This is a genomic window from Gardnerella sp. DNF01198P (assembly GCF_049244165.1).
Lineage (GTDB): Bacteria > Actinomycetota > Actinomycetes > Actinomycetales > Bifidobacteriaceae > Bifidobacterium > Bifidobacterium swidsinskii.
Genome location: NZ_CP058382.1, coordinates 341,357 through 361,927, shown reverse-complemented (window position 1 = coordinate 361,927; position 20,571 = coordinate 341,357). Strand labels below are relative to the sequence as shown.

The 20,571-nt window shown below is 45.7% G+C and carries 17 protein-coding genes and 1 tRNA gene; 6 read left to right on the top strand and 12 right to left on the bottom strand.

Annotated features, from left to right (window positions below):
* Positions 1-23: 23 nt before the first annotated feature.
* From ruvX to HXT44_RS01620, 10 genes are all read right to left on the bottom strand, one after another.
* A complete protein-coding gene (ruvX, locus tag HXT44_RS01665; protein WP_064621554.1) occupies positions 24-482 on the bottom strand; it encodes a Holliday junction resolvase RuvX in 459 nt (152 codons plus the stop codon).
* A gap of 54 nt (positions 483-536) precedes the next feature.
* Positions 537-3,221: an alanine--tRNA ligase gene (gene alaS, locus HXT44_RS01660; protein WP_064621553.1), complete on the bottom strand. Its 2,685-nt coding sequence runs from the start codon at positions 3,219-3,221 to the stop codon at positions 537-539.
* A 206-nt stretch (positions 3,222-3,427) separates the two neighbouring features.
* Positions 3,428-3,673, bottom strand: coding sequence for a hypothetical protein (locus HXT44_RS01655; protein WP_064621552.1), 246 nt, complete (start codon positions 3,671-3,673; stop codon positions 3,428-3,430).
* The gene (locus HXT44_RS01650; RefSeq protein ID WP_004110334.1) at positions 3,673-4,119 is read right to left on the bottom strand and encodes a DUF948 domain-containing protein; all 447 of its coding nucleotides are present in this window, start codon (positions 4,117-4,119) and stop codon (positions 3,673-3,675) included. Before HXT44_RS01650 ends, HXT44_RS01655 begins: the two co-directional genes overlap by 1 nt.
* Before the next feature lie 148 nt (positions 4,120-4,267).
* The gene (locus HXT44_RS01645) at positions 4,268-4,942 is read right to left on the bottom strand and encodes a histidine phosphatase family protein (RefSeq protein ID WP_064621551.1); all 675 of its coding nucleotides are present in this window, start codon (positions 4,940-4,942) and stop codon (positions 4,268-4,270) included.
* Positions 4,943-5,083: 141 nt separating this feature from the next.
* A complete protein-coding gene (gene rpsD / locus HXT44_RS01640) occupies positions 5,084-5,710 on the bottom strand; it encodes a 30S ribosomal protein S4 (RefSeq protein ID WP_004105277.1) in 627 nt (208 codons plus the stop codon).
* Between the two features lie 257 nt (positions 5,711-5,967).
* Positions 5,968-6,756 carry an ABC transporter ATP-binding protein gene (locus tag HXT44_RS01635; RefSeq protein WP_064621550.1) on the bottom strand — a complete coding sequence of 263 codons (789 nt, stop codon included), beginning with the start codon at positions 6,754-6,756 and terminating at the stop codon, positions 5,968-5,970.
* Positions 6,757-6,758: 2 nt separating this feature from the next.
* Positions 6,759-7,970, bottom strand: coding sequence for an FtsX-like permease family protein (locus HXT44_RS01630; protein WP_421783001.1), 1,212 nt, complete (start codon positions 7,968-7,970; stop codon positions 6,759-6,761).
* Positions 7,971-8,008: 38 nt separating this feature from the next.
* Positions 8,009-8,422, bottom strand: a complete 414-nt coding sequence (locus HXT44_RS01625) for a DUF4418 family protein (RefSeq protein WP_421782999.1) — start codon at positions 8,420-8,422, stop codon at positions 8,009-8,011.
* 142 nt (positions 8,423-8,564) lie between these two features.
* Entirely contained in the window at positions 8,565-11,537 is a 2,973-nt protein-coding gene (locus HXT44_RS01620) for an ATP-dependent helicase (protein WP_421782997.1), read from the bottom strand.
* 189 nt (positions 11,538-11,726) lie between these two features.
* On the opposite strand from HXT44_RS01620, the gene HXT44_RS01615 reads away from it, so the two are divergent.
* The 4 genes from HXT44_RS01615 (at position 11,727) to HXT44_RS01600 (ending at position 16,974) form a co-directional block, all read left to right on the top strand.
* A complete protein-coding gene (locus HXT44_RS01615) occupies positions 11,727-12,308 on the top strand; it encodes a xanthine phosphoribosyltransferase (RefSeq protein WP_004110321.1) in 582 nt (193 codons plus the stop codon).
* 647 nt (positions 12,309-12,955) lie between these two features.
* Positions 12,956-14,218: an acetyl-CoA C-acyltransferase gene (locus tag HXT44_RS01610; protein WP_415707418.1), complete on the top strand. Its 1,263-nt coding sequence runs from the start codon at positions 12,956-12,958 to the stop codon at positions 14,216-14,218.
* Positions 14,219-14,304: 86 nt separating this feature from the next.
* The gene (locus tag HXT44_RS01605) at positions 14,305-15,636 is read left to right on the top strand and encodes a hydroxymethylglutaryl-CoA reductase, degradative (RefSeq protein ID WP_421782995.1); all 1,332 of its coding nucleotides are present in this window, start codon (positions 14,305-14,307) and stop codon (positions 15,634-15,636) included.
* 24 nt (positions 15,637-15,660) lie between these two features.
* Positions 15,661-16,974, top strand: a complete 1,314-nt coding sequence (locus HXT44_RS01600) for a hydroxymethylglutaryl-CoA synthase (RefSeq protein WP_421782993.1) — start codon at positions 15,661-15,663, stop codon at positions 16,972-16,974.
* Positions 16,975-17,340: 366 nt separating this feature from the next.
* Here HXT44_RS01600 and HXT44_RS01595 read toward each other — a convergent pair.
* Together HXT44_RS01595 and serS are read right to left on the bottom strand one after the other, a co-directional pair.
* Positions 17,341-17,425: transfer RNA gene (locus HXT44_RS01595), tRNA-Ser, on the bottom strand.
* A 196-nt stretch (positions 17,426-17,621) separates the two neighbouring features.
* A complete protein-coding gene (gene serS, locus HXT44_RS01590; RefSeq protein ID WP_174182657.1) occupies positions 17,622-18,908 on the bottom strand; it encodes a serine--tRNA ligase in 1,287 nt (428 codons plus the stop codon).
* A 106-nt stretch (positions 18,909-19,014) separates the two neighbouring features.
* Between serS and trxA the strand changes: the two genes are divergently transcribed.
* Together trxA and HXT44_RS01580 are read left to right on the top strand one after the other, a co-directional pair.
* Positions 19,015-19,356, top strand: coding sequence for a thioredoxin (trxA, locus tag HXT44_RS01585; protein WP_012913881.1), 342 nt, complete (start codon positions 19,015-19,017; stop codon positions 19,354-19,356).
* 148 nt (positions 19,357-19,504) lie between these two features.
* On the top strand, positions 19,505-20,491 hold the full coding sequence (locus tag HXT44_RS01580) for a G5 domain-containing protein (protein ID WP_064621543.1): 987 nt from the start codon (positions 19,505-19,507) through the stop codon (positions 20,489-20,491).
* Positions 20,492-20,571 lie beyond the last annotated feature (80 nt).

Here is a 20,571-nt window from a genome sequence, read left to right as displayed (position 1 = left end):
CTGCTTTTACTCGATTTTCAAAACTACTCTGCATTATTTGCGTCAAGCGCAGACTGCAAAATCAACACTGCCGACTGCTGATCTACCATTGGACGATGCTTTTTAGTAGAAAGATCCGCTTGCAAAAGCTGACGATGAGCACTTACTGTTGTCAGACGCTCATCTTTCCAAACTACTTCTGGCATATAATCCAACGTCCAATCTTTTTCGTCATGCAATATTTGCATGCGTTTTATTAGATTCTTCCCCCAGCGCAGAGCTTTTTTAGCAGATTTTCCTTCAGTGCCATCGAGTTGCAAAGGCAAGCCTATAACAACTTTTTCTACATTGTTATCTTCAATAACTTCAAGCACTTCATCTATAGCATGGAAGGAATCTCCAAACACTTGCACATTACCAATAGGATGTGCAAAGGTGAGACCAGGGTCGGAAAGTGCAAGTCCGACCCTTGCGTCACCTAAATCAATACCTAACCACACCATATTTCGTGTTGCTTTTGGTATAGATTCGTAAATTTTTAAGCTGTAAAACACGCACTAGGCGAGCTTAGCTACTTCTGATTTCGCAGCTTCGAGAGCTTCATCAAGCTTAGAAGCATCTGTACCACCGCCCTGAGCGAAGTCTGGCTTGCCGCCACCGCCGCCACCAAGCACCTTGGAAGCAGTACGAACCAAGTCGCCAGCCTTAGCGCCAAGACCGCGAGCAGCTTCGTTTGTAGCTACTGCAATCATTGGTCGATCGTCTTCATTAACACCAGCAAGTGCAACAACCACTGGAGCATCTTCACCTAAACGAGCACGAATATCTAGGACTGTCTTGCGCAAAGCATCGAATGAGCCAAAGTTGCCAACATTCTTAAGAGCCAACTTAACTTTTTCGTTACTATTCTTTGCTTCATCAACTAATGTTGGTACAGCTTCATTTAATTGAGCTTCGTAAACAGAAGCAAGCTTACGATCAGAATCCTTCATCTTGTTAAGCAAAGATTCCAAACGTTCAGCTAACTCGTCTGGGCGAGCATTAACCATGTCTGCTAATTGCGCAACCAAAGTGTGCTCGCGGGCGCCATACTCGTACGCTGCCTCGCCGCAAAGAGCGTCAATACGGCGAACGCCAGAGCCAATAGAAGACTCGGAAAGAATTGTAACCATACCAATCTTTCCGGTGCTCTTAGCGTGAGTGCCACCGCAAAGCTCGCGGCTCCAACCGTCGCCGATTTCAACCACGCGCACAACATCGCCGTACTTTTCGCCGAACAAGTGCATTGCTCCAAGCTTAAAAGCATCGTCGATTGGCATTTCCTTAGGAACAACCTGCAAATCGTCGCGAATACGCTCGTTTACGCGAGCTTCAACGCGAGAAAGCGCATCCTTATCAACAGCCTTTGGCCACTGGAAGTCGAAGCGCAAGCGGTCTGGATCAACCACGGAACCGCGCTGAGTTGCCTGAGGACCAAGCTCTTCTCGCAAAGCCTTGTGAAGAGTATGAGTAGCGGTGTGAGAACGTGCCAAAGCAGCCCTGCGAACCTGGTCAATATTCGTGTTTACAGGAGCGCCAACGTTAAGCGTTCCTTCAGTCAAACGGCAGCTGTGAACAATCAAATCCTTGATTGGACGCTGAACGTCGTCAACTTCCAAAATTGCGCCGTCGTCGGAAATAATCTCACCCTGGTCAGCAATCTGACCGCCGCGCTCAGCGTAGAATGGCGTGCGGTCGAGAATAATCTCAACGTTTGCAGGAGCGCTAACGCTTTTAACAGAGCCCTTACCTGCTTCAACAATTGCCAAAACGTTAGAACGGCTGGAGAAGTCAGTGTAGCCAAGGAAGTCAATTGGCTTTTCAAGAGCCTTCTTAATATCGTCGTAAACGCTAACGTCCACGTTGTGGCGCTTCTTCAAAGCATCAGCGCGAGCGCGACCTTTCTGCTCGCTCATAAGCTCGCGGAACTTAGCTTCGTCGACCTTGACACCCTGCTCAGCTGCCATCTCAAGAGTAAGCTCAATTGGGAAGCCGTAAGTATCGTGCAAAGTAAACGCGTCTGCGCCGCCAACTATAGGGTCGTCACTTTTCTCTTTCTTAGCTTTTTCAACAGCAAAATCGAGAATAGTCGTGCCCTTTTCAAGAGTGCGACGGAAAGCATCCTCTTCACCGTAAGCAGCTTCGCTAACCTCGTGGAAAGTATCGTTAAGCTCCGGATAGCTTGGCTCCATAGCAGACTTAGAAACTGGGAACAAGGTTGGCAAAACTGGATCTTGCACGCCAAGCATACGCATTGCGCGAACAGTTCTGCGAAGAAGACGGCGAAGCACGTATCCGCGGCCAACATTGCTTGGACGCACGCCATCGCTCATAATCATCAAAGCGGAACGCACGTGATCTGCTACAACGCGGAAACGAACATCCGCATCAGCGTTGCTGCCATACTTTACGCCACTAAGCTTTTCTGCCGCTTCAATAACTGGGTAAACTTCATCGGTTTCGTAAATGTTTTCCTTGCCTTGCATAAGGTAAGCCAAACGCTCCAAACCAGCGCCTGTATCAATATTCTTTTGATCGAGTTCGCCAGCAATATGCAAATCAGTCTTAGATTTGACGTTATCTACCTGGTAATTTTCAAAAACCAAATCCCAAATCTCAATAAAACGAGATTCGTCGGCAGCAGGACCGCCGTCACGACCATATTTAGGACCGCGATCCACGTAGATTTCAGAGCATGGGCCGCCAGGACCAGGGCCGCCGGTAGTCCAGAAGTTATCTTCCATACCGAAAACTTGCATATGCTCTGGGTCGAAGCCTTCGTTCTTCCAAATTGCGCGGGCTTCATCGTCGTCAGTATAAGTAGTAACCCAAAGCTTTTCTGGGTCGAAACCGTAGCCGCCCTTATCTTGAGGAGTTGTCAAAAGCTCCCAAGCGTAGTGAATAGCTTCCTCTTTAAAATAATCGCCAAACGAGAAGTTACCAACCATCTGGAAGAAGGTGCCGTGACGAGTAGTCTTACCAACTTCGTCAATATCTAGAGTGCGAACGCACTTCTGATTCGAAGCCATACGACGCGAAGGAGGCGTCTGCTCACCAAGCAAGTAAGGAATAAACGGCACCATGCCGGCAATAGTAAACAATGTTGTTGGGTTCGGCGAAATAAGAGAAGCCGAAGGAACAACCATATGACCATTCTTAGCAAAATAGTCAAGATAACGCTTTGCAATTTCTGCTGTGCGCATACGTACGAACTCCTTGTGTAATTTTTAGCAAGACCCACGCAAACTGTCACAAATAACCGTCACAAACAAAAGCCACATGCAACGCTCACACGAAATCGTGCCGCATGACGCACGACGCAATCATGCAAACATTCAATATAGTACTTCAATACTTAACTTAACTAAACTTAGCAAAGTAACGAAATTATGAAAAACTCGTTTTTTATTTAAAATTCCCTATTTCTACGATTAGCATAACGAGAATTAAGCTCAGCTTCATGCTCTTTACGGCTAGTATTGAAATCTTTAAACAATCCCATTACTGTGCGCAATGTGATATTTTTCGGTTCCTTATCAAATATAAAACGACTAGCAGAAGACGGCATTTTTGCTTTAACATATGCACGAGCCTTCGTAACTGTAAGAACACCAATTACAATGCCAACAAACATCCAAAATAAACGCTTGAACATTACTCCCCCCTGCTTGCATTCTTAGTTGCATTCTTATCAGAGGATTCTTTTGAAGCGTTACTATTGGCACTATTCTTGTCTGTTGGCACAGTCGGCTTATTGAAGAAAGAAGAAACAGTATCTTTTAGAGCGTAACCGGCAGCTGCAATTTTTACGAGCGGTTTTCCAAGGAAAGCACCATACAAATCAGTAAGAGCACCAATATTCGTAACAGTTGTGCGCGTAGCTCCTGAAACAGCGTTTACATCGTCAAGAGTCTTATTAACTTGCTTAATCGTCGTCACAGACTCGTCAATTGCAGGCATCGCATGCTCACCCGACTCTTTGACAGTTTTCGCAATCTGATCGAACAACTTGCCCAATCTAATTAGCGGATAAATCAAAAAACCCGAAAGCACAGTAAACGCAATCGCGGCAATAAGAGCAGCTATGTCTCCAACGCTCATCGTAACCTCTTTCTGTACCATTTTTGCTTAAGACTTCACCGCGCTGAAAGCTAATACAATAGCAAATCAGACTACAGTTAAAACCATTCGCAATGACTTAAGACTAACGAACGGTAACGACGCATATAACAAAGTTAAAAAGTAGAATCTACTCGTTGTAGCCTTGGATAGTAATAGCGTTATCAATAGGTTTAGTAGTGTCAAAATCGAGCCTAGTTACGCTTCCGTTTGCCGGGCGCTCGCTTAAATCGTAACCTGCAGGCGCAAAACGGTGCATAAGACTTAGCAAAGTGTTGCCATGCGAAATTTGCAAAACATTATCTCCATCGTTAAGCAAAGAATTTGAAGCGATTAACGCAAAACCGTCTTCTACGCGAGTCCAATATTCGATATCTGACTCGGCATCGTGGAAAGGATCCGCTTCTTTAAGCATGTCACGAGTGGCTGCAAGCCCAAATTTTTCAACGATTTCGTTATAAGTGTGAGCTCCGTGAGGTGCTCCTGCAGCCCACCAAGCCATTTGCATATCTTGACCTTCAAAATAGCCGTAACATTGCTCGCGAAAATGCATGTCGCTTACAAGCGTCGGGCGCACGTTACCGGCAGATTCATTTGCATCGAGAATACGTTGTGCTGTGATTTGCGCACGAGTAGTATCCGAACAATAAGCTGCAGCAAAAGCAATATTTTCTAGCTTTTTTGCGGCCGTGTCCGCATCTTTCAAACCTTTTTCAGTAAGTGGAGAATTTGACCAGCCTTGCAGTCGATTATAGCGATTAAATAGCGTCTGACCGTGACGCACTAAATAAAGATGCAGCAACATAACTCCATTATTGCACTACGCGGTACATAACTGTCGAAAACACCAAACAAACCGATGAAATCGACAAAAACGCATTGACCCCTGCCACGCGAATGCGCAACAGGGGTCAAGCGGTATGTCCTTAAGAATTAAATCGGCGAATTAACGAGCGTAGTATTCGACGACGTACTGAATGTTGACTTCAACTGGAATCTGATCGACTTCCGGCTTACGAGTCAAAGTAGCCTTCAAAGAGGCAAGATTCACATCGAGGTAACCAGGAACTGCTGGCAAAACGTCGCGATGAACGCCTTCTGCAGCCATCTGGAATGGAACCATGGTCTGGCTCTTGGCACGAACCTGAATGGTCTGACCTGGCTTCACACGGTAAGATGGGCGATCGACAAGATTGCCATCAACCAAAATATGACGATGTACAACAAACTGACGAGCCTGGGCGGTGGTGCGAGCAAAGCCTGCACGCAAAACCAAAGCATCAAGACGAGTTTCCAAATCGGTGAGCATTGCGTCACCGGTCTGGCCTGCAGTGTGCGTACCCTTCTCGTAAGCAGCACGAAGCTGCTTCTCGGAGATGCCGTACTGAGCGCGAAGACGCTGCTTCTCGCGAAGACGTACTGCGTAATCGGACTCGGTGCGACGACGAGTGCGACCGTGCTCACCTGGAGCATATGGACGCTTCTCGAAGATACGCTGAGCCTTTGGGGTTAAAGCGATGCCGAGGGCGCGAGAAAGACGCACCTGACGGCGAGAACGCTGAATATTAGTCATAACTAATCCTTTAATTCTGTCGTTATCTGAACGGAACGTGAGCCAAAATTTTAAGCATTCGTTAAAATACTTAAAAATTACTCACGCTGAGCCGGCCTCTCCAGTGCTTCTTCGTGCTAACACACGAACGCGTAAGTATTAAAACGTTGAAATAACGCCATAACTACCGCGCGCCGACCCACTGATGGGCTAAGGCTCCAGATGATGCTTACACAAAATAGGCATCGTTTCTGATTCTACACACCCGTAAGAATAAATTAGCGAAGGGAGCCAGCATCCATTGTGTATTTGCGATCCGCACATCGAGCAGCCTCAACATCGTGAGTTACCATGAGCACTGCCACACCATTTTTTGCAGCCTCGCGCAACATTTTCACAACTATGCGAGTATGCTCTACATCCAAATCGCCAGTAGGCTCGTCAAGAATAAGAAGCTTTGGATTGTTTATTAGCGCGCGCACAATCATTACGCGACGCATTTCACCACCCGAAAGCTCATTTGGGTAGCACCACAGTAAATCTTCAATATGCAATTGCTTGCAAAGTTCTAACGCGCGAGTCTCGTTTAAATCTTCGCTTACTTCAGACTTACTTACTTCAGCCTTACTTACTTCAGCCTTACTTATTCCAGACTTACTTACTTCACAAGCACTAGCTGCAATTTGCACAGGTAAAAGTATGTTGTCATGCACAGTAAGATTTTGTAAAAGCGTCTGCGATTGCGTCACAAAACCTATATCACATGCGCGCAAACGAGACATTTTTGCATCACTAAAAGTGCGTTCAGAAATCTCTTCGCCGCAAACTTTTACACTTCCATGCGTTGGCTTCAATAACCCAGCAATCAAATTTAGTAAAGTAGATTTTCCATTACCTGACTTTCCAACGATTGCCACAAAATCGCCGCTATTTAGCGCAAAACTCACGTTATTTACTGCAAAAAATTTGTGTTTTCTGCGCATAAATTCGCGAGTTACACGAGTAAGCTCAACAACAGGTAAAATATCAAACTCATTACTTGGCAGTTTTTGACTCTTATCTTCCATACTTACTCACCTGACCTAAGTGTCAAATACGTTTCGCGCATAGCAATGCGCAATGTGGTAAGCGCTGAAGCTACAACAACTGCAACAAGCGCAAGTAGCACAGACGCTAACATAAGCACTGCTACTGGTAGCGCAGTCACTTCCAAATACGGAAGCTGCAATTGTTCAGAAATAAGAGAACTGTAAGGGAACAATATAAGACTTGCAGACGCAACACCCAATACTCCACCAACTAAGCCAAGTATCGCAGATTCCCTAACGACAACGCCTAAAAGCATATTTCTTGTTGTGCCAAGTATGCGAAGAGAAGCAAACTCTTTTTTGCGTTCGTTTACAGATGTTGAAAACACTGCAACTAAAACTAGCAATCCAACTAGCCAGCACGCAGCAATTATAAAAGTCAACGTGCGAGTAAAAACACCAAGATTAGCTTGCGTAGTTGCTGTAATTCCGCCCGGAAAAACTATGCCAATGCTTGAAAGACCAGTTGTTTTGCGAATATTTTTTGCAACTTCTTGCGCGCTGTAACCCTTTTGTACTTTTACAAGTACTGCAGAAACTGCTTTTTTAGCATATTCCTTTGGAATAGCAGTGTGCCCTACTTTCGTTGAATACTCAACTACTTGCGGCACACTTTCGCGTCGCACAAACACTGAATTATCAATGCTTGTGCCGGTTTTTGCAAGCTGTGCAGCTACAGGCCATTGGTGTCCAAAAAGACGAACAGTATTCATATAAGACACGATTACATTTGCGCCAGCAATTATCTCGCCTTTTTGTAACTTCTGCTTATGTTGAGAATAAATCCAAGGACCTATAACAAAATCAGAATCGGGATCAAAACCAATAATTTGCAATTTTTCAGCGCAACATCCTGCAGAAAGCGAAGAAATATACGTTTGTGCACTCGCCTTTTGCACACCCGGAGAGCGTCTTACTAAATTCTCAATATCGTTAGTGAAATAAAAAGTGCTTGAACCACTGTTTGTAAGCAACGCTTCTGCCTTAGTGTGCGTACCTTGAGGGATAACCATAATATCGGCTCCCATACGTTCTCGCATACTGTTCAAGCCGCGTTCAAGATTCATAGAAATCAGCGAGCCGCCGAAAAATATTGCAGACAAGCACGCAGATACAACAATAAGTGCAGCAGTGCGCAATGGCTTGCGTTTAAGATTTTCCAGCGGCAATCGCTTTAGCGTAATAGTGCGCATAATTTTGCTTTAGTAAGCTTTTTGAACTATTTGAACTATTAATCTTCTTTATTATCCAAATACACGGAAACAGCTGCGAACACCAATGCGAGTACAGACAGAACAATCAGCGTTGGGCGCATAACTGATGCACAATGCATCATTGGGCTCTTGCACACGCCAATAAGGAATGTTGTAACAACAAGCATAAGCAAAGCATTCACAACTACAGCAATATTTAAACCAATGCGAACATTTTCTTTAACAAATAGCGCAATAATTCCAAGTACTGCAATAACTAAGCCAATTCCAACAGCTGCACGACCTGTGTAGTAGCATGCCATAGGTTGCATCATCATATGCATTTTGTGCATGCCTCCGGTTGAGCATGGCTTTGCAAACGTCAATGGCGCAATGGCAATAAGCAAGCCGAAAATAATTGCAGGAATTGATGCGAATAATTTGTTTTTCATCATTTATACCTCATGAAATGTATGTTTTTATTTTTTAGTGTCACATTTTCGTTAATGCAACACGCTTCCCGGCACCCACACCCGCGAATGCCACGTCCTTGTTAAAAATTTATCTTACATTAAAGTGCATAAATAGAAGATTTTATAATTTCTCGATTGGTGCAACTCTAAGCATTAGTCGCTTTACTCCATCGGAGCCGAAATCGACTGTAATAATTGAGTTTCTGCCCTTATCTTGCGTTGCTAGCACGGTTCCTAAGCCGTAAGTATCGTGAGTAATTTTGTCGCCAACTTGGAAGTCTTGAATATTTAGATGATTGTCTTTATTCATAACTGAGGAAGTTGAACCAACTTTTGTTGCGCTTGTTGAAGCCGCAGTTTTTGCGGTAACTTTGCGCGTTTTTACTGCACTTGACTTAGACCAATTCGATTTAGAATAAGAAGATCCGTAAGAAGAGCCATAAGACTTGCTATAAGACTTTCCGTAAGAAGATCCGTAAGAACTCGAGCCATACGATTTATTTCTTCCGTAAGACTTAGAGCCATGCGATTTTTCAGAACTGTAACTGCTTCCACCATAAGTTGTTTTTTCACTAAACGCATCGCTATAATCGTCATCCCAGCCGCCGAAGTCGCTATCAAAATCGCCGCCAAAATCACTATCAAAATCGCTATCGAAATCATCGCCGCGTCTAGACGAAGCACCCCAACGCTCAACATCAGACTCTCTGCGCTTCCAATCAATCAAATTATCTGGAATCTCATCCAAAAACTGGCTTGGAAGCATATCTTGAGCCTGCCCCCATTGCGCACGAACAGCAGCACGCGTAACATACAAACGCTGCTTAGCTCGCGTAATACCAACATAAGCAAGACGACGCTCCTCGCAAAGCTCGCCATCGTCTTCCAAAGCGCGAGAATGCGGAAAAGTTCCCTGCTCCATGCCAGTTAGGAACACAACCGGATACTCCAAACCCTTAGCCGTGTGAAGCGTCATCAACGTAACTTTACCAGTGTCCTCATTTTCATCCGGCAATTGATCCGAATCAGCCACAAGCGCCGTCGTTTCAAGGAAACCAGCAACACTAGCATCCGGCGTATTCTGCTCATACTCAGCTGCAACCGACTGCAATTGCGACAAATTATCCACGCGAGCGGCATCTTGAGGATCTTCAGAACGTTGCAAATCCTCCAGCAAACCACTGTCGTTCAGTATGCTGTCAATAACTTTAGAAGGTTTCGAGTCATTGTTTTGCATACACGTAATTAAGTTGTGCATAAGCTCGCGGAACTCTTTAAGCTTGGTTGCAGTGCGAGTTGGCATACCTTCGATTGACTCCAAATGCTCCAAGGCTTGCCAGAAGCTAACTCCTTGTGTTTGAGCATAAAGCGTTAACAAAGCCTCCGCACGCGCTCCAAGCCCACGCTTAGGCACATTCAAAATTCGACGCATATTCACATCGTCATCTGGGTTTGCCATAGATTGCAAGTATGCGAGCGCATCTTTTACTTCGCGACGCTCGTAAAACTTCGTGCCACCAACAAGCTGATACGGAAGACCTGCTTTAACGAGCGCATCTTCCAGCGAACGAGACTGTGCATTAGCGCGATACATAATCGCCATATCCGAATAAGCAACGCCCTCTTCACCTGCTAATCGCGCTATTTCTTGCGCAACCCAAGCTGCTTCCTGTTGAGCACTGTCTGCTGCATAACCAGTAATTGGAGCGCCCTTACCTAGTGCCGTCCACAATTTTTTAGGCTTTCGTCCTTGATTATGCGAAATAACTGCATTTGCAGCATCCAAAATAGTTTGCGTAGAGCGATAATTTTGCTCAAGCATAATAGTTGTAGCGTTTGGAAAATCTTTTTCAAAGTCTTGAATATTGCGAATATCTGCTCCGCGGAAAGCGTAAATCGACTGGTCGGAGTCACCTACAACTGTGATTGATGCAGGAGTGTTATTTTGCTGAGATGGATTTGCACTATTTTGCTTTACATCCACTCCAGCAAGCTCGCGAATAAGCTCGTATTGAGCGTGATTCGTATCCTGGTACTCGTCTACAAGAATATAGCGGAACTTATGGCGGTAATATTGCGCAGCTTCTGGTACTTCGCGCATGAGTTGCACAGTTCGCATAATTAAATCGTCAAAATCAACCGCATTTGCTTGAGATAAACGATGCTGATATTCCGCATAAATAGTTGCGTAAACAGCTTCAGAATTGCCAGCGTGCGCAATTTGTTGACCTGCAACACCAGGCTTGTAATCGTTAGCATACATGTCTAGTTGCTCACGCCAAGTGATTAAACTATTTTTGCAATCCGAAATCTTGCCCAAAATGCTGCGTGGCGTAAAACGCTTAATATCAACGTTAAGCTCTGTTGCAATAATTTTTACTAATCGCTCGCAATCGGAAGTATCGTAAATAGAAAAGCCTGATTTTAAGCCAATATACTGTCCTGATCTGCGAAGTATTTTCACACATGCAGAGTGGAACGTCGAAACCCACATAGTATTTGCTTCGCTACCAATAAGTTTGCTTAAACGTTCACGCATTTCGGCAGCTGCTTTGTTTGTAAAAGTGATGGCAAGAATTTGGCTTGGCCAGGCACCTTTTTGGCTTAATATCCAAGCTATTCTTCGCGTAAGAACTCGCGTTTTGCCGCTTCCAGCTCCTGCTCCAATAAGCAGTGCCGGTCCGTCGTACTGGACTGCTTGAGATTGTTGCGGATTTAAGCCGTCGAGTAGTTTTTGCGCGTCAACTGCAACTCTAGAATGTGCGAAATTTTGGGAATATTCTTGAGATTCTTGAGGAAGCAGTTCTTGTTGGGCAAGAGCTTCTTGTTGGGAAGGCACTTCTTCTTGAGGAGGCACTGATTCTTGATCAGACGCATATTCTTGCTGCGTAAAATCAGGCTCTTTAGCGTAAGCGTCAGCATACTCGTCGTAACTGTAGTTGGCATAATCATTCACATCCGCAACATTCTCGTAAAAACGATCGTCAGAATCGAACGAATCAACTGGATTCCCCAACAAATCACTTACATATCCGTAATCGCTATCTTTTGCACTCATATTTGCATTCATACTTGCGCCCATACTTACGCTCATACTTGTACTCCATTAATGCTGCCAATTACCTACGTTTTAGCTTCAGCAATAAAACGCCCCCACGTTTTAATTGCGCACGTATTTAATCAGGTTTACCACATGCTGCAGTCGTTTTTACTCGTATTGTGTCACGAACTTGGGTATGCTTGAGCGTACTGCAATGTAATTGTTCGTAAGAAGGGGCGCATCGTGCAAGAACTGGAAGAACGCATTCTCCAAGATGGTATCGTAAAACCAGGCAATGTATTAAAAGTAGACGCTTTTTTGAACCACCAGTGCGATGTGAATTTATTTGATCATATGGGAGCCGCTTGGGCTGAGCATTTCCGCGACGCAAATATTACTAAGATTCTTACGATTGAAGCTTCTGGTATTGGAATTGCATGTGTTGCAGCACGTCATTTTGGCGGAGTTCCTGTAGTTTTTGCAAAGAAAGCTCAGTCAATTAATCTCGATGGCGACCAATACGTATCTACGGTATTTTCTTTTACAAAGCAGCGCGAGTTTCCGGTGATTGTGTCACGTAAGTATTTAAGTGCGGAAGATCGCGTGCTTATTTTGGATGATTTTTTGGCGAACGGCAAAGCTTTGCAAGGATTAATCGACATTTGCAATCATGCTGGAGCTAGCGTTGCCGGCATTGGAATCGCTATCGAAAAGGGCTTCCAAGGTGGTGGAGATGCGCTTCGTGAAGCCGGATATGACTTGGATTCGCTGGCGATTGTTGACGCGATGGATCCTGTTGACGGCTCGATTTCGTTCCGTAAGTAGCGCTCCGACCTGCTTTCGCGCTTAGAGCGTAGCGCGCGAAAGTAACTCGGAGCGGAAACTCGCTAAAGTTGGAAGTCCAGTGGACTTCCAACGCGAGTTTCGTAGCGAGCTTATTCCTCACGGCTATTGGTAGCCGTGAGGCTGATTTGGCATGTGAAGCACACCGTGCTTCACAATTGAGCCAAATCACGCTTTGACCGAGCTTGAAATCCCAATGATTTCAAGCTCGGTCAAAGCGCTGCGCGAGCGTCCTTCGCTCAGTGCGAAAAATCTCAAATCTCTACCACACTGGTATTCGTGCAACTAAAGTCACGAAATTAAGCTGCGGTGGGGTGTGTGGTATTTGTGCCCGGTGTGACGTGTGCAGTAGCACGGATGTTAGCGTTCTTTGGACAGTAGTAAATCAACGTTTGCAGAGCATTACTGCAAAGCTTCAGAAGGTTTGGGAGAAATACGACTCTTAATTTACGCGGCTGTGAAGTTTATGCCGGATTCGGAAGCGCAAACTCATTGAAGCACGCTTAATTGTGAAGGAAACGAGAAAAATTTTTCGCAAATGGTAATTTTGTCGAAAAATACGATAAAGTAGTCCGGTTGGTATACTTCAACACGTATTGCAACAAACAATTGATTAGGTGGCTAAACATATGACTGAAGTGGTGATTGCAAGCGCTGTACGTACGCCTATTGGCAAATTCGGCGGCAGCTTATCTTCGCTTTCCTCAGTTGATTTAGGAACAATCGCAGCAAAAGCAGCAATAGAACGCGCTAGAATTAGCTCACACGACGTGGATCAAGCTATTTTTGGAAACGTATTACAAGCAAGCAGCGGACAAAACGTTGCTCGCCAAATTGCGTTAAAAGCAGGATTAGATACTTCTAGCTGCGCAATGACAATTAACGAAGTATGCGGATCCGGCTTAAAAGCAGTGCGCTTAGCACAATCCGCAATCGTTATGGGAGATGCGCAAGTTGTTGTTGCAGGCGGCACTGAAAGCATGAGCAACGTACCGTTTTACGCAACTAATTCGCGATTTAGCGGACACAAATACGGGAATTTTGCGCTTATTGACGGTTTGCAACGAGACGGCTTAAACGACGCTTTTACTGGCGACGCAATGGGCGTTACTGCAGAAAATGTTGCAGCAAAATTTGGTATCACTCGCGAAGCACAAGATATTTTTGCACTTAAATCTCACCAAAAAGCTGTTGCCGCTATTAAAAGAGGCGATTTTGCTTCTGAAATTGTGCCAGTAACGCTTGCAAACGGAACTGTTATAACTCGCGACGAGCATCCTCGCGAAGATACGTCTTTAGAGCAGTTGTCGAAATTGCGCACGCTTTTTAAAGCGTCGGAAGAAACTGCGGACGCGACTTGCGAAGTTGACAAGCGCGAAGTTGGCGAAAACGAAGTTTGCAAGCACGAATCGACTGTAACTGCAGGAAACGCAAGCGGAATTAACGACGGAGCTGCAGCTCTAGTGCTTATGAGCAAAGATTACGCGCAAGCGCACGGAATTGAATATCTTGCGCAAATTGTGGGATTCGCAGAAGGCGGAATCGACCCAGATTTAATGGGATACGCTCCAAAACATGTAATGGAACGCATGCTAAATGCGACCGGCAGCAACGTTGACAACATTGACTTATTCGAAATAAACGAAGCGTTTGCAGCGCAAAGCATTGCTGTTTCGGAGCAACTTCATATTGACGAGTCAAAACTCAACGTACGCGGTGGAGCAATTGCACTCGGACATCCGCTTGGCGCTAGCGGAGCGAGGATTTTGACGACGCTTATATACGCTTTGCGAGATAGCAATAAGTTAAATGGAGTTGCTGCGCTGTGCGTCGGCGGCGGAATCGGCGTTTCTATGCAAATTAGAATGCGAAACAATCAAGCCAGAATGTAAAACAATAAAGTCAGAATGCAAACAACCAAGTCAGAATGCAAAGCGATCAGAAGCATTCGTAGTCTACAAATCATGAGGTGATTTCGATGGCTGCTTTTCGTGAATTAAGCGTGGAAAATCGCATAAAAACCTTGCAAAATGAGGGCGCAATTAACAAGGCTGAGGCAGCATTTTTGCTTAAACAGTTTGCGGAAAGTTCCGATACTACAATTTCTACAGACGTTGCAAATCATATGATTGAGCATCAAATTGGAAAGTATACGCTGCCGGTTGGCGTTGTGCGTGGGCTGATTGTGAACAGCGAAGTGCGTGACGTGCTGGTTGCAACTGAGGAGCCATCCGTGATTGCAGCTGCGTGCAATGGGGCGCGGATTGCTGCAGCAAGCATTGAAGGTTGCATTGTAGCAAACTCGCCACAATACGTGACTACAGCGCAAATAGCTTTTGAGGACGCTGACGGGAGCGTGGCGGCGCGTTTGAGCAGAATCGTTGAAGATAAAGAAAAGGTTGCAGAACTGTTGCGCATCGCAAACGAGTCACACCCATCAATGAGTAAAAGGGGTGGCGGCGCGCGAAAATGCCGCGCTTCAGCTTTGCACGGCTTCGCAAAGCTCGAGATTGACGTAGACACATGCGACGCAATGGGCGCAAACACAGTGAACACTATGGGCGAAGCCGTCAAAGCCCAGCTGGAAAGCTGGCTCGGCGTGCAGGCGCTAGTTGCAATACTCACGAACACCAGCCGCGTTGCCAGCACAGCAGAAGTGCATATACCGGTTGAAGCACTAGCATCCAGGCGGCTGGAAGACTCTGAACGAGAGCGCGAGGGAAAGTGCCTTGCGCGCCGAATCGCGGCATTGAGCGCGCTTGCCGCCAGCGACCCTGCACGCGCCGCCACGCACAACAAAGGAATCCTAAACGGAATCGCAGGAGCCGCGCTCGCGTCCGGGAATGATACGCGAGCGCTAGAATCGGCAGCACACGCGTGGGCGGCGCGCTCCGGTCGCTACCTACCACTGTCAAAGTGGAACACCGAAACTTTAAACGGAAAAACCATACTCCACGGCAGTATTGAAATTCCGCTACAGATCGGCATTGTCGGCGGCTCAATCTCATCGCTTCCAATGGCAAAACTCGCGATCAAAATCGGCAAATACAAAAACGCAAACGACTTTAGAAATACGCTTGCCGCGCTCGGTTTGGTGCAAAATCTTGCGGCTCTTCGTGCACTAGCAGGCCCTGGAATTCAAGCAGGTCACATGGCATTGCAGTCTTCAAACCTAGCAATTGCAGCAGGTGCCAAAGGTGCGGAAATCACAGAAATCACGCATAATATTTTGCAACTTAGCCCTGCAGAAAGAACTACAGAAAAAGTTACACAATTACTTCAAAAGTTACGAGAATCAAGTAAAAATTAAGAAAATTTAGGGGTTTTAGGACAAATGAGCACACAAAATATCGAAATATCAGCAACCGCAGCAGCCAACACAGCCGCAACCACAACAACCACTCCCCTTGCCGTCGGCATCGACCGCATCTCCTTCGCAACGCCGCACTATTACCTAAACCTCGAAGAATTGGCGGAACACCGCGGAATCGACCCTAACAAATTCACAATCGGAATCGGTCAAAGCGAACAATCCGTGCCACCAAATCACCAAGACATCGTCACTCTCGCCACGCAAGCCGCACTCCCACTACTACCATACATCGATAGCAATCGCCTCAAAATGCTCATCGTCGGCACAGAAAGCGGCGTCGACGCAAGTAAATCCAGCGCGCTATACGTTCAAAATTTGCTAAAACTCACGCCGTGGGTGCGCTCTATTGAAGTAAAAGAGGCTTGCTACGGCGGAACGGCAGCTTTGATGATGGCATGCGATTACGTTCGCGCGCACGCAGAAAAAAATCCGCAAGTGCTTGTTATTGCAGCCGATATTGCGCGCTACGGGCTTGCTACCCCTGGCGAAGTTACGCAAGGCGCTGGGGCTGTGGCAATGCTTGTGAGCGCGAATCCGCACGTGCTTAAAATTAACGACGACAGCGTTGTAAAATCCGCGGATATTCAGGACTTTTGGCGACCTGTTTACCAAGACACCGCTCTTGCTCGCGGCAAGTTTTCAACCGAGCAATACATACAATTTTTCTGCGAAGTTTGGCAAAAGTATTGCGCGCAAAACGATTGCAATTTCAACGATTTCGCCGGATTGTGCTTCCATTTGCCATATACGAAAATGGGTTTGAAAGCACTTAAGGCTGCGATGGATTCTTGCGCAAATTCTTGCTCTGATTCTTGCGATAATAGCAACCTAAGCGAGTCGTCGCGCAATCGCTTACTTTCGCGCTACGAAACCAGCACGAAGTACAGCCGTCGTGTAGGCAACATCTATACGGGTTCCCTGTATTTGGGATTGCTGTCTTTACTTGAGTTAGACGAATTTACTTGCGAAAATAGTGATCTTACTGCACTTAAAAGCGGCGATAAGATTGGACTATTTTCTTATGGTTCCGGCGCTGTTGGTGAATTTTTCAGCGGCACGATTGCGCCAAGATTTAGAGATGCGCTGTTTGCGCGCGAGCATGCGGATATGCTTGATTCGCGCGTGCATTTAAGCGTTGCTGATTACGAGGAGATGTTTGAAAGCGTTGCGCCTTACGCTCCGGAAGATTTCGAAAGCAGCACGTCTTGCCGCGAAGGTGCAAGCTTCTTCCTGGATGACATCACATCGCAAGAGCGTCACTACTCCGCGCGCTAAAATCTAGCGAGCGCACGTTTCGATCGGATTCTCGCTCGCAAACGACCCTTCCTTTACACGACTGCAAACTTTCCGCCACCTTCACGCCCTTTCCCGTCAATCGAGACGAAGACAGACCGAGCTTTCACTAAAAGTGCAGCGCACTTTCAGTGAAAGCTCGGCAGAATAAAAAAGCTTCAAGCGCGAAATGCAGCAACACAAACCTGACACACTGCGTTAAACACACTAGCCCACACTTTCTGCGTCTTTATTGACACAGAAAGACCTCGCTTGCGTTGGAAGCACACTGTGCTTCCAACCCTGAGCAAGCTCAGCGAATTAAAAAAGCCTAAAGCAATTTCACATGCTTTAGGCTTAGTTAATTCGCGGATGAGGCGAGATTCGAACTCGCGGTAGGTTTCCCTACAACGGTTTTCAAGACCGTCTCCTTAGACCGCTCGGACACCCATCCATTTGCGCACGAAAGCAATCAAATTGCCGCTTTCAACGCACAAGTGGTAAGCATATCATCACGTATAGAACACAACACACAACACCCAGATTCAAAAAGCTTATCAACTAAAAAATAAAGCCCAGGCAATTTCCCGGGCTTTGTAGCTAATTAAACGGTTTTTTGAAACAAACGCCGTGTTTGTGCACGAGTAAACTCATGCTTCCCACTTCGTCGGCTCAATCACTTCCTTGCCACCCATATAAGCCTGCATTGCCTTTGGAATATCAATCGAACCATCTTCATGCTGATGATTTTCCAAAATAGCCACAAGCCAGCGAGTAGTAGCCAAAGTGCCGTTAAGCGTACTAACTGGGCGAGTTCCGCCATCTTCCATACGTTCGCGCACATTCAATCGGCGAGCCTGATACTCAGTGCAGTTAGAAGTAGAAGTAAGCTCACGGTAACGTCCTTGCGTTGGAACCCAAGCTTCACAATCAAACTTACGAGCGGCAGAAGAACCAAGGTCACCTGCAGCAGTATCAATAATGCGGTAAGGCACTTCCACCTTAGCAAGCATTTCCTGCTCCATACCGAGCAACTTTTGATGCTCAGCGCGAGAATCTTCCTGCTTGCAATAAACGAACATCTCAACCTTATCGAACTGATGCACACGAATAATACCGGAAGTATCCTTTCCAGCAGCACCAGCCTCACGACGGTAGCAGCTCGACCAACCGCAATAACGCAAAGCACCATTGCTTAAGTCAAGAATCTCATCCTCGTGCATGCCAGCCAAAGCAACCTCGGAAGTACCGACCAAATACTGATCATCTGGTTCGCGCAAACGGTAAATCTCGTCCGCGTGAGAATTCAAGAAGCCAGTTCCGCGCATTACTTCTGGACGAACAAGCGTTGGCGTAATCGCAAGCGTAAAACCGTGCTCTTCGGCTTGATCAACAGCCATAGTAAGCATTGCGATTTGCAAGCGAGCCACAGCACCGCGCAAGAAGTAGAAGCGAGATCCTGCAACCTTCACGCCGCGACGCATATCAATTCCAGCAACGCCAGTTCCAAGAGTCAAATGATCCTTTGGCTCAAAACCTTCAGCTGCAAAATCGCGAGGCGTACCAACCTTCTTAACTACAACATAGTCGTCTTCTCCGCCTTCTGGAGCTTCATCTTCAACGATGTTAGAAAGCTGCCACATTGCCGTAGTGTAGTCGGCAGTAGCTTTTTCGGATTCAGCTTTGTATTCCGCAACTTTCGAAGCTAATTCTTTAGTTTCGGCAATAAGCGCAGCCTTTTCCTCCGCGCTAGCTGTTGCAACCTTCTTACCAATAGCTTTCTGCTCGGCGCGAGCTTCTTCAAAAGCCTTAAGAGCGGTTCGGCGCAAATCATCGCTGCGCAATACTTCATCGACGAGCTCAACGGATTCACCGCGCTTGCGCTGCGATTCCTTAACTACGTCGGCATGTTCACGAATAAATTGGATATCAAGCATGACTCCTAGCCTAGTGCCGCAAGACGACAGATAAGCGCACTATCGGCAACTTTATGCAAGGCGGCACGTACAATAAAGCAAATACGCAAAATATCGAGGGGGTAATATGGCAGCAATACATGCTACTACAGAAAATTTTGAGAAGATTGCTTCGACAAATGAAATAGTTGTTGTTGATTTTTGGGCAACATGGTGCGGTCCATGCAGATCTTTTGGTCCTATTTTTGAGAAGGTCAGTGAAAAATATCCCGAAATTCCTTTCGTAAAAGTTGATATTGACAAAAGCAACGAGATTGCTGCAGCTGCTCAAATCCAAGCTGTTCCAACAGTAATGGTTATTAAGCGCGGCGAAGTTATTTATAGACAAGCTGGAGCATTACTAGCTTCTGATTTGGAAGATTTGGTTGAACAAGCTAAATCTTACGAATCTGATGATTCTGAATCCTGATTTATAGACTATGCCATGAGATATAATACGTGAGGTTTTGCATATACGTTTTGCACATACACTTTAACGCATGTTTCTCATGTTTTATTAGTCTACGTTGCGAGCGTTTGCAAGTATCAATAGAGTAATTGCAGAAATAAGGAGGGTTATGACCAGTCACCGTAAGCATACTGTTACGCTTGGTTCACTCAGTTTACGACAGTGGGCTAGAGTTAGCGCGGTTATTTTGGGCTTCGTTGCTTTGGTGATACTTGGTTTTGCCTCGCGAGATTTTTACGCTTCGTCTAAAGGTCACGCTGTTCAGGTTACTTCTTATTCAGCAACCGATTCTTCGCAAGTTTCTCGTAGTGCTAGCCGTAGTATGTTGCATAATGGCGCGACTTCATATATTAACGTTGTTATAAATGGTCATCATCGTACTGTTTTGGGCACTAATTTCACTGATGTAAAATCCGTTCTTGATGCTGGAGATATCACTCTTGAGCCACACGATGTTGTTACTCCATCTCTTACAACTAAAGTCAGCGAATCAACTGTTATTACGATTAATCGCGCAGGCGCAAAATTAGAAAATTCCGACGACCCAATCGCGTTTAACGTCGTCAAAAAGGAAACTGCTGCACTTCCAAAAGGTACTGAGAAGGTGCAAAGTGAAGGCGCTAACGGCGTAATGGAAACAGCAAAAATAGTTACTCGAGCTAAGGGAAAAATAGTTTCCTCTAATATTTTTGCTTCTTATGTTAAAAAAGCTCCAAAAGATAAGGTTATTCTTGTTGGAACTGGCGGCTCTTCTGCCGGAATTGGCTTAACTGCTTCTATCGGTACGACTGTTCCTGCTGGCGAGATGCAACAATGGGCTCACGACTGGCTTATCTCTAACGGTTATAGTGAAGCTGATTTTACTGCAACAGTATTTATTATTTCTCATGAGTCCGGTTGGCGCGTAAACGCAATGAATCCTTCTGGGGCCTACGGTTTACCTCAAGCTTTGCCAGGCGGAAAAATGGCTTCTGCTGGCGCTGATTGGGCAACTAACTATCAAACGCAGCTCCGCTGGTTCTGGAATTATTGCAATGGTCGTTATGGCTCCATTCAAGGCGCTTACAATCATTGGCTTTCCTACCACAGCTACTGATTAGAATCAGTCTAAATATCATTGTTTTGCGCAAAATAAATTTTTAAATAACTTTTGTTTTGCGTAAATTAAGTTTTGCA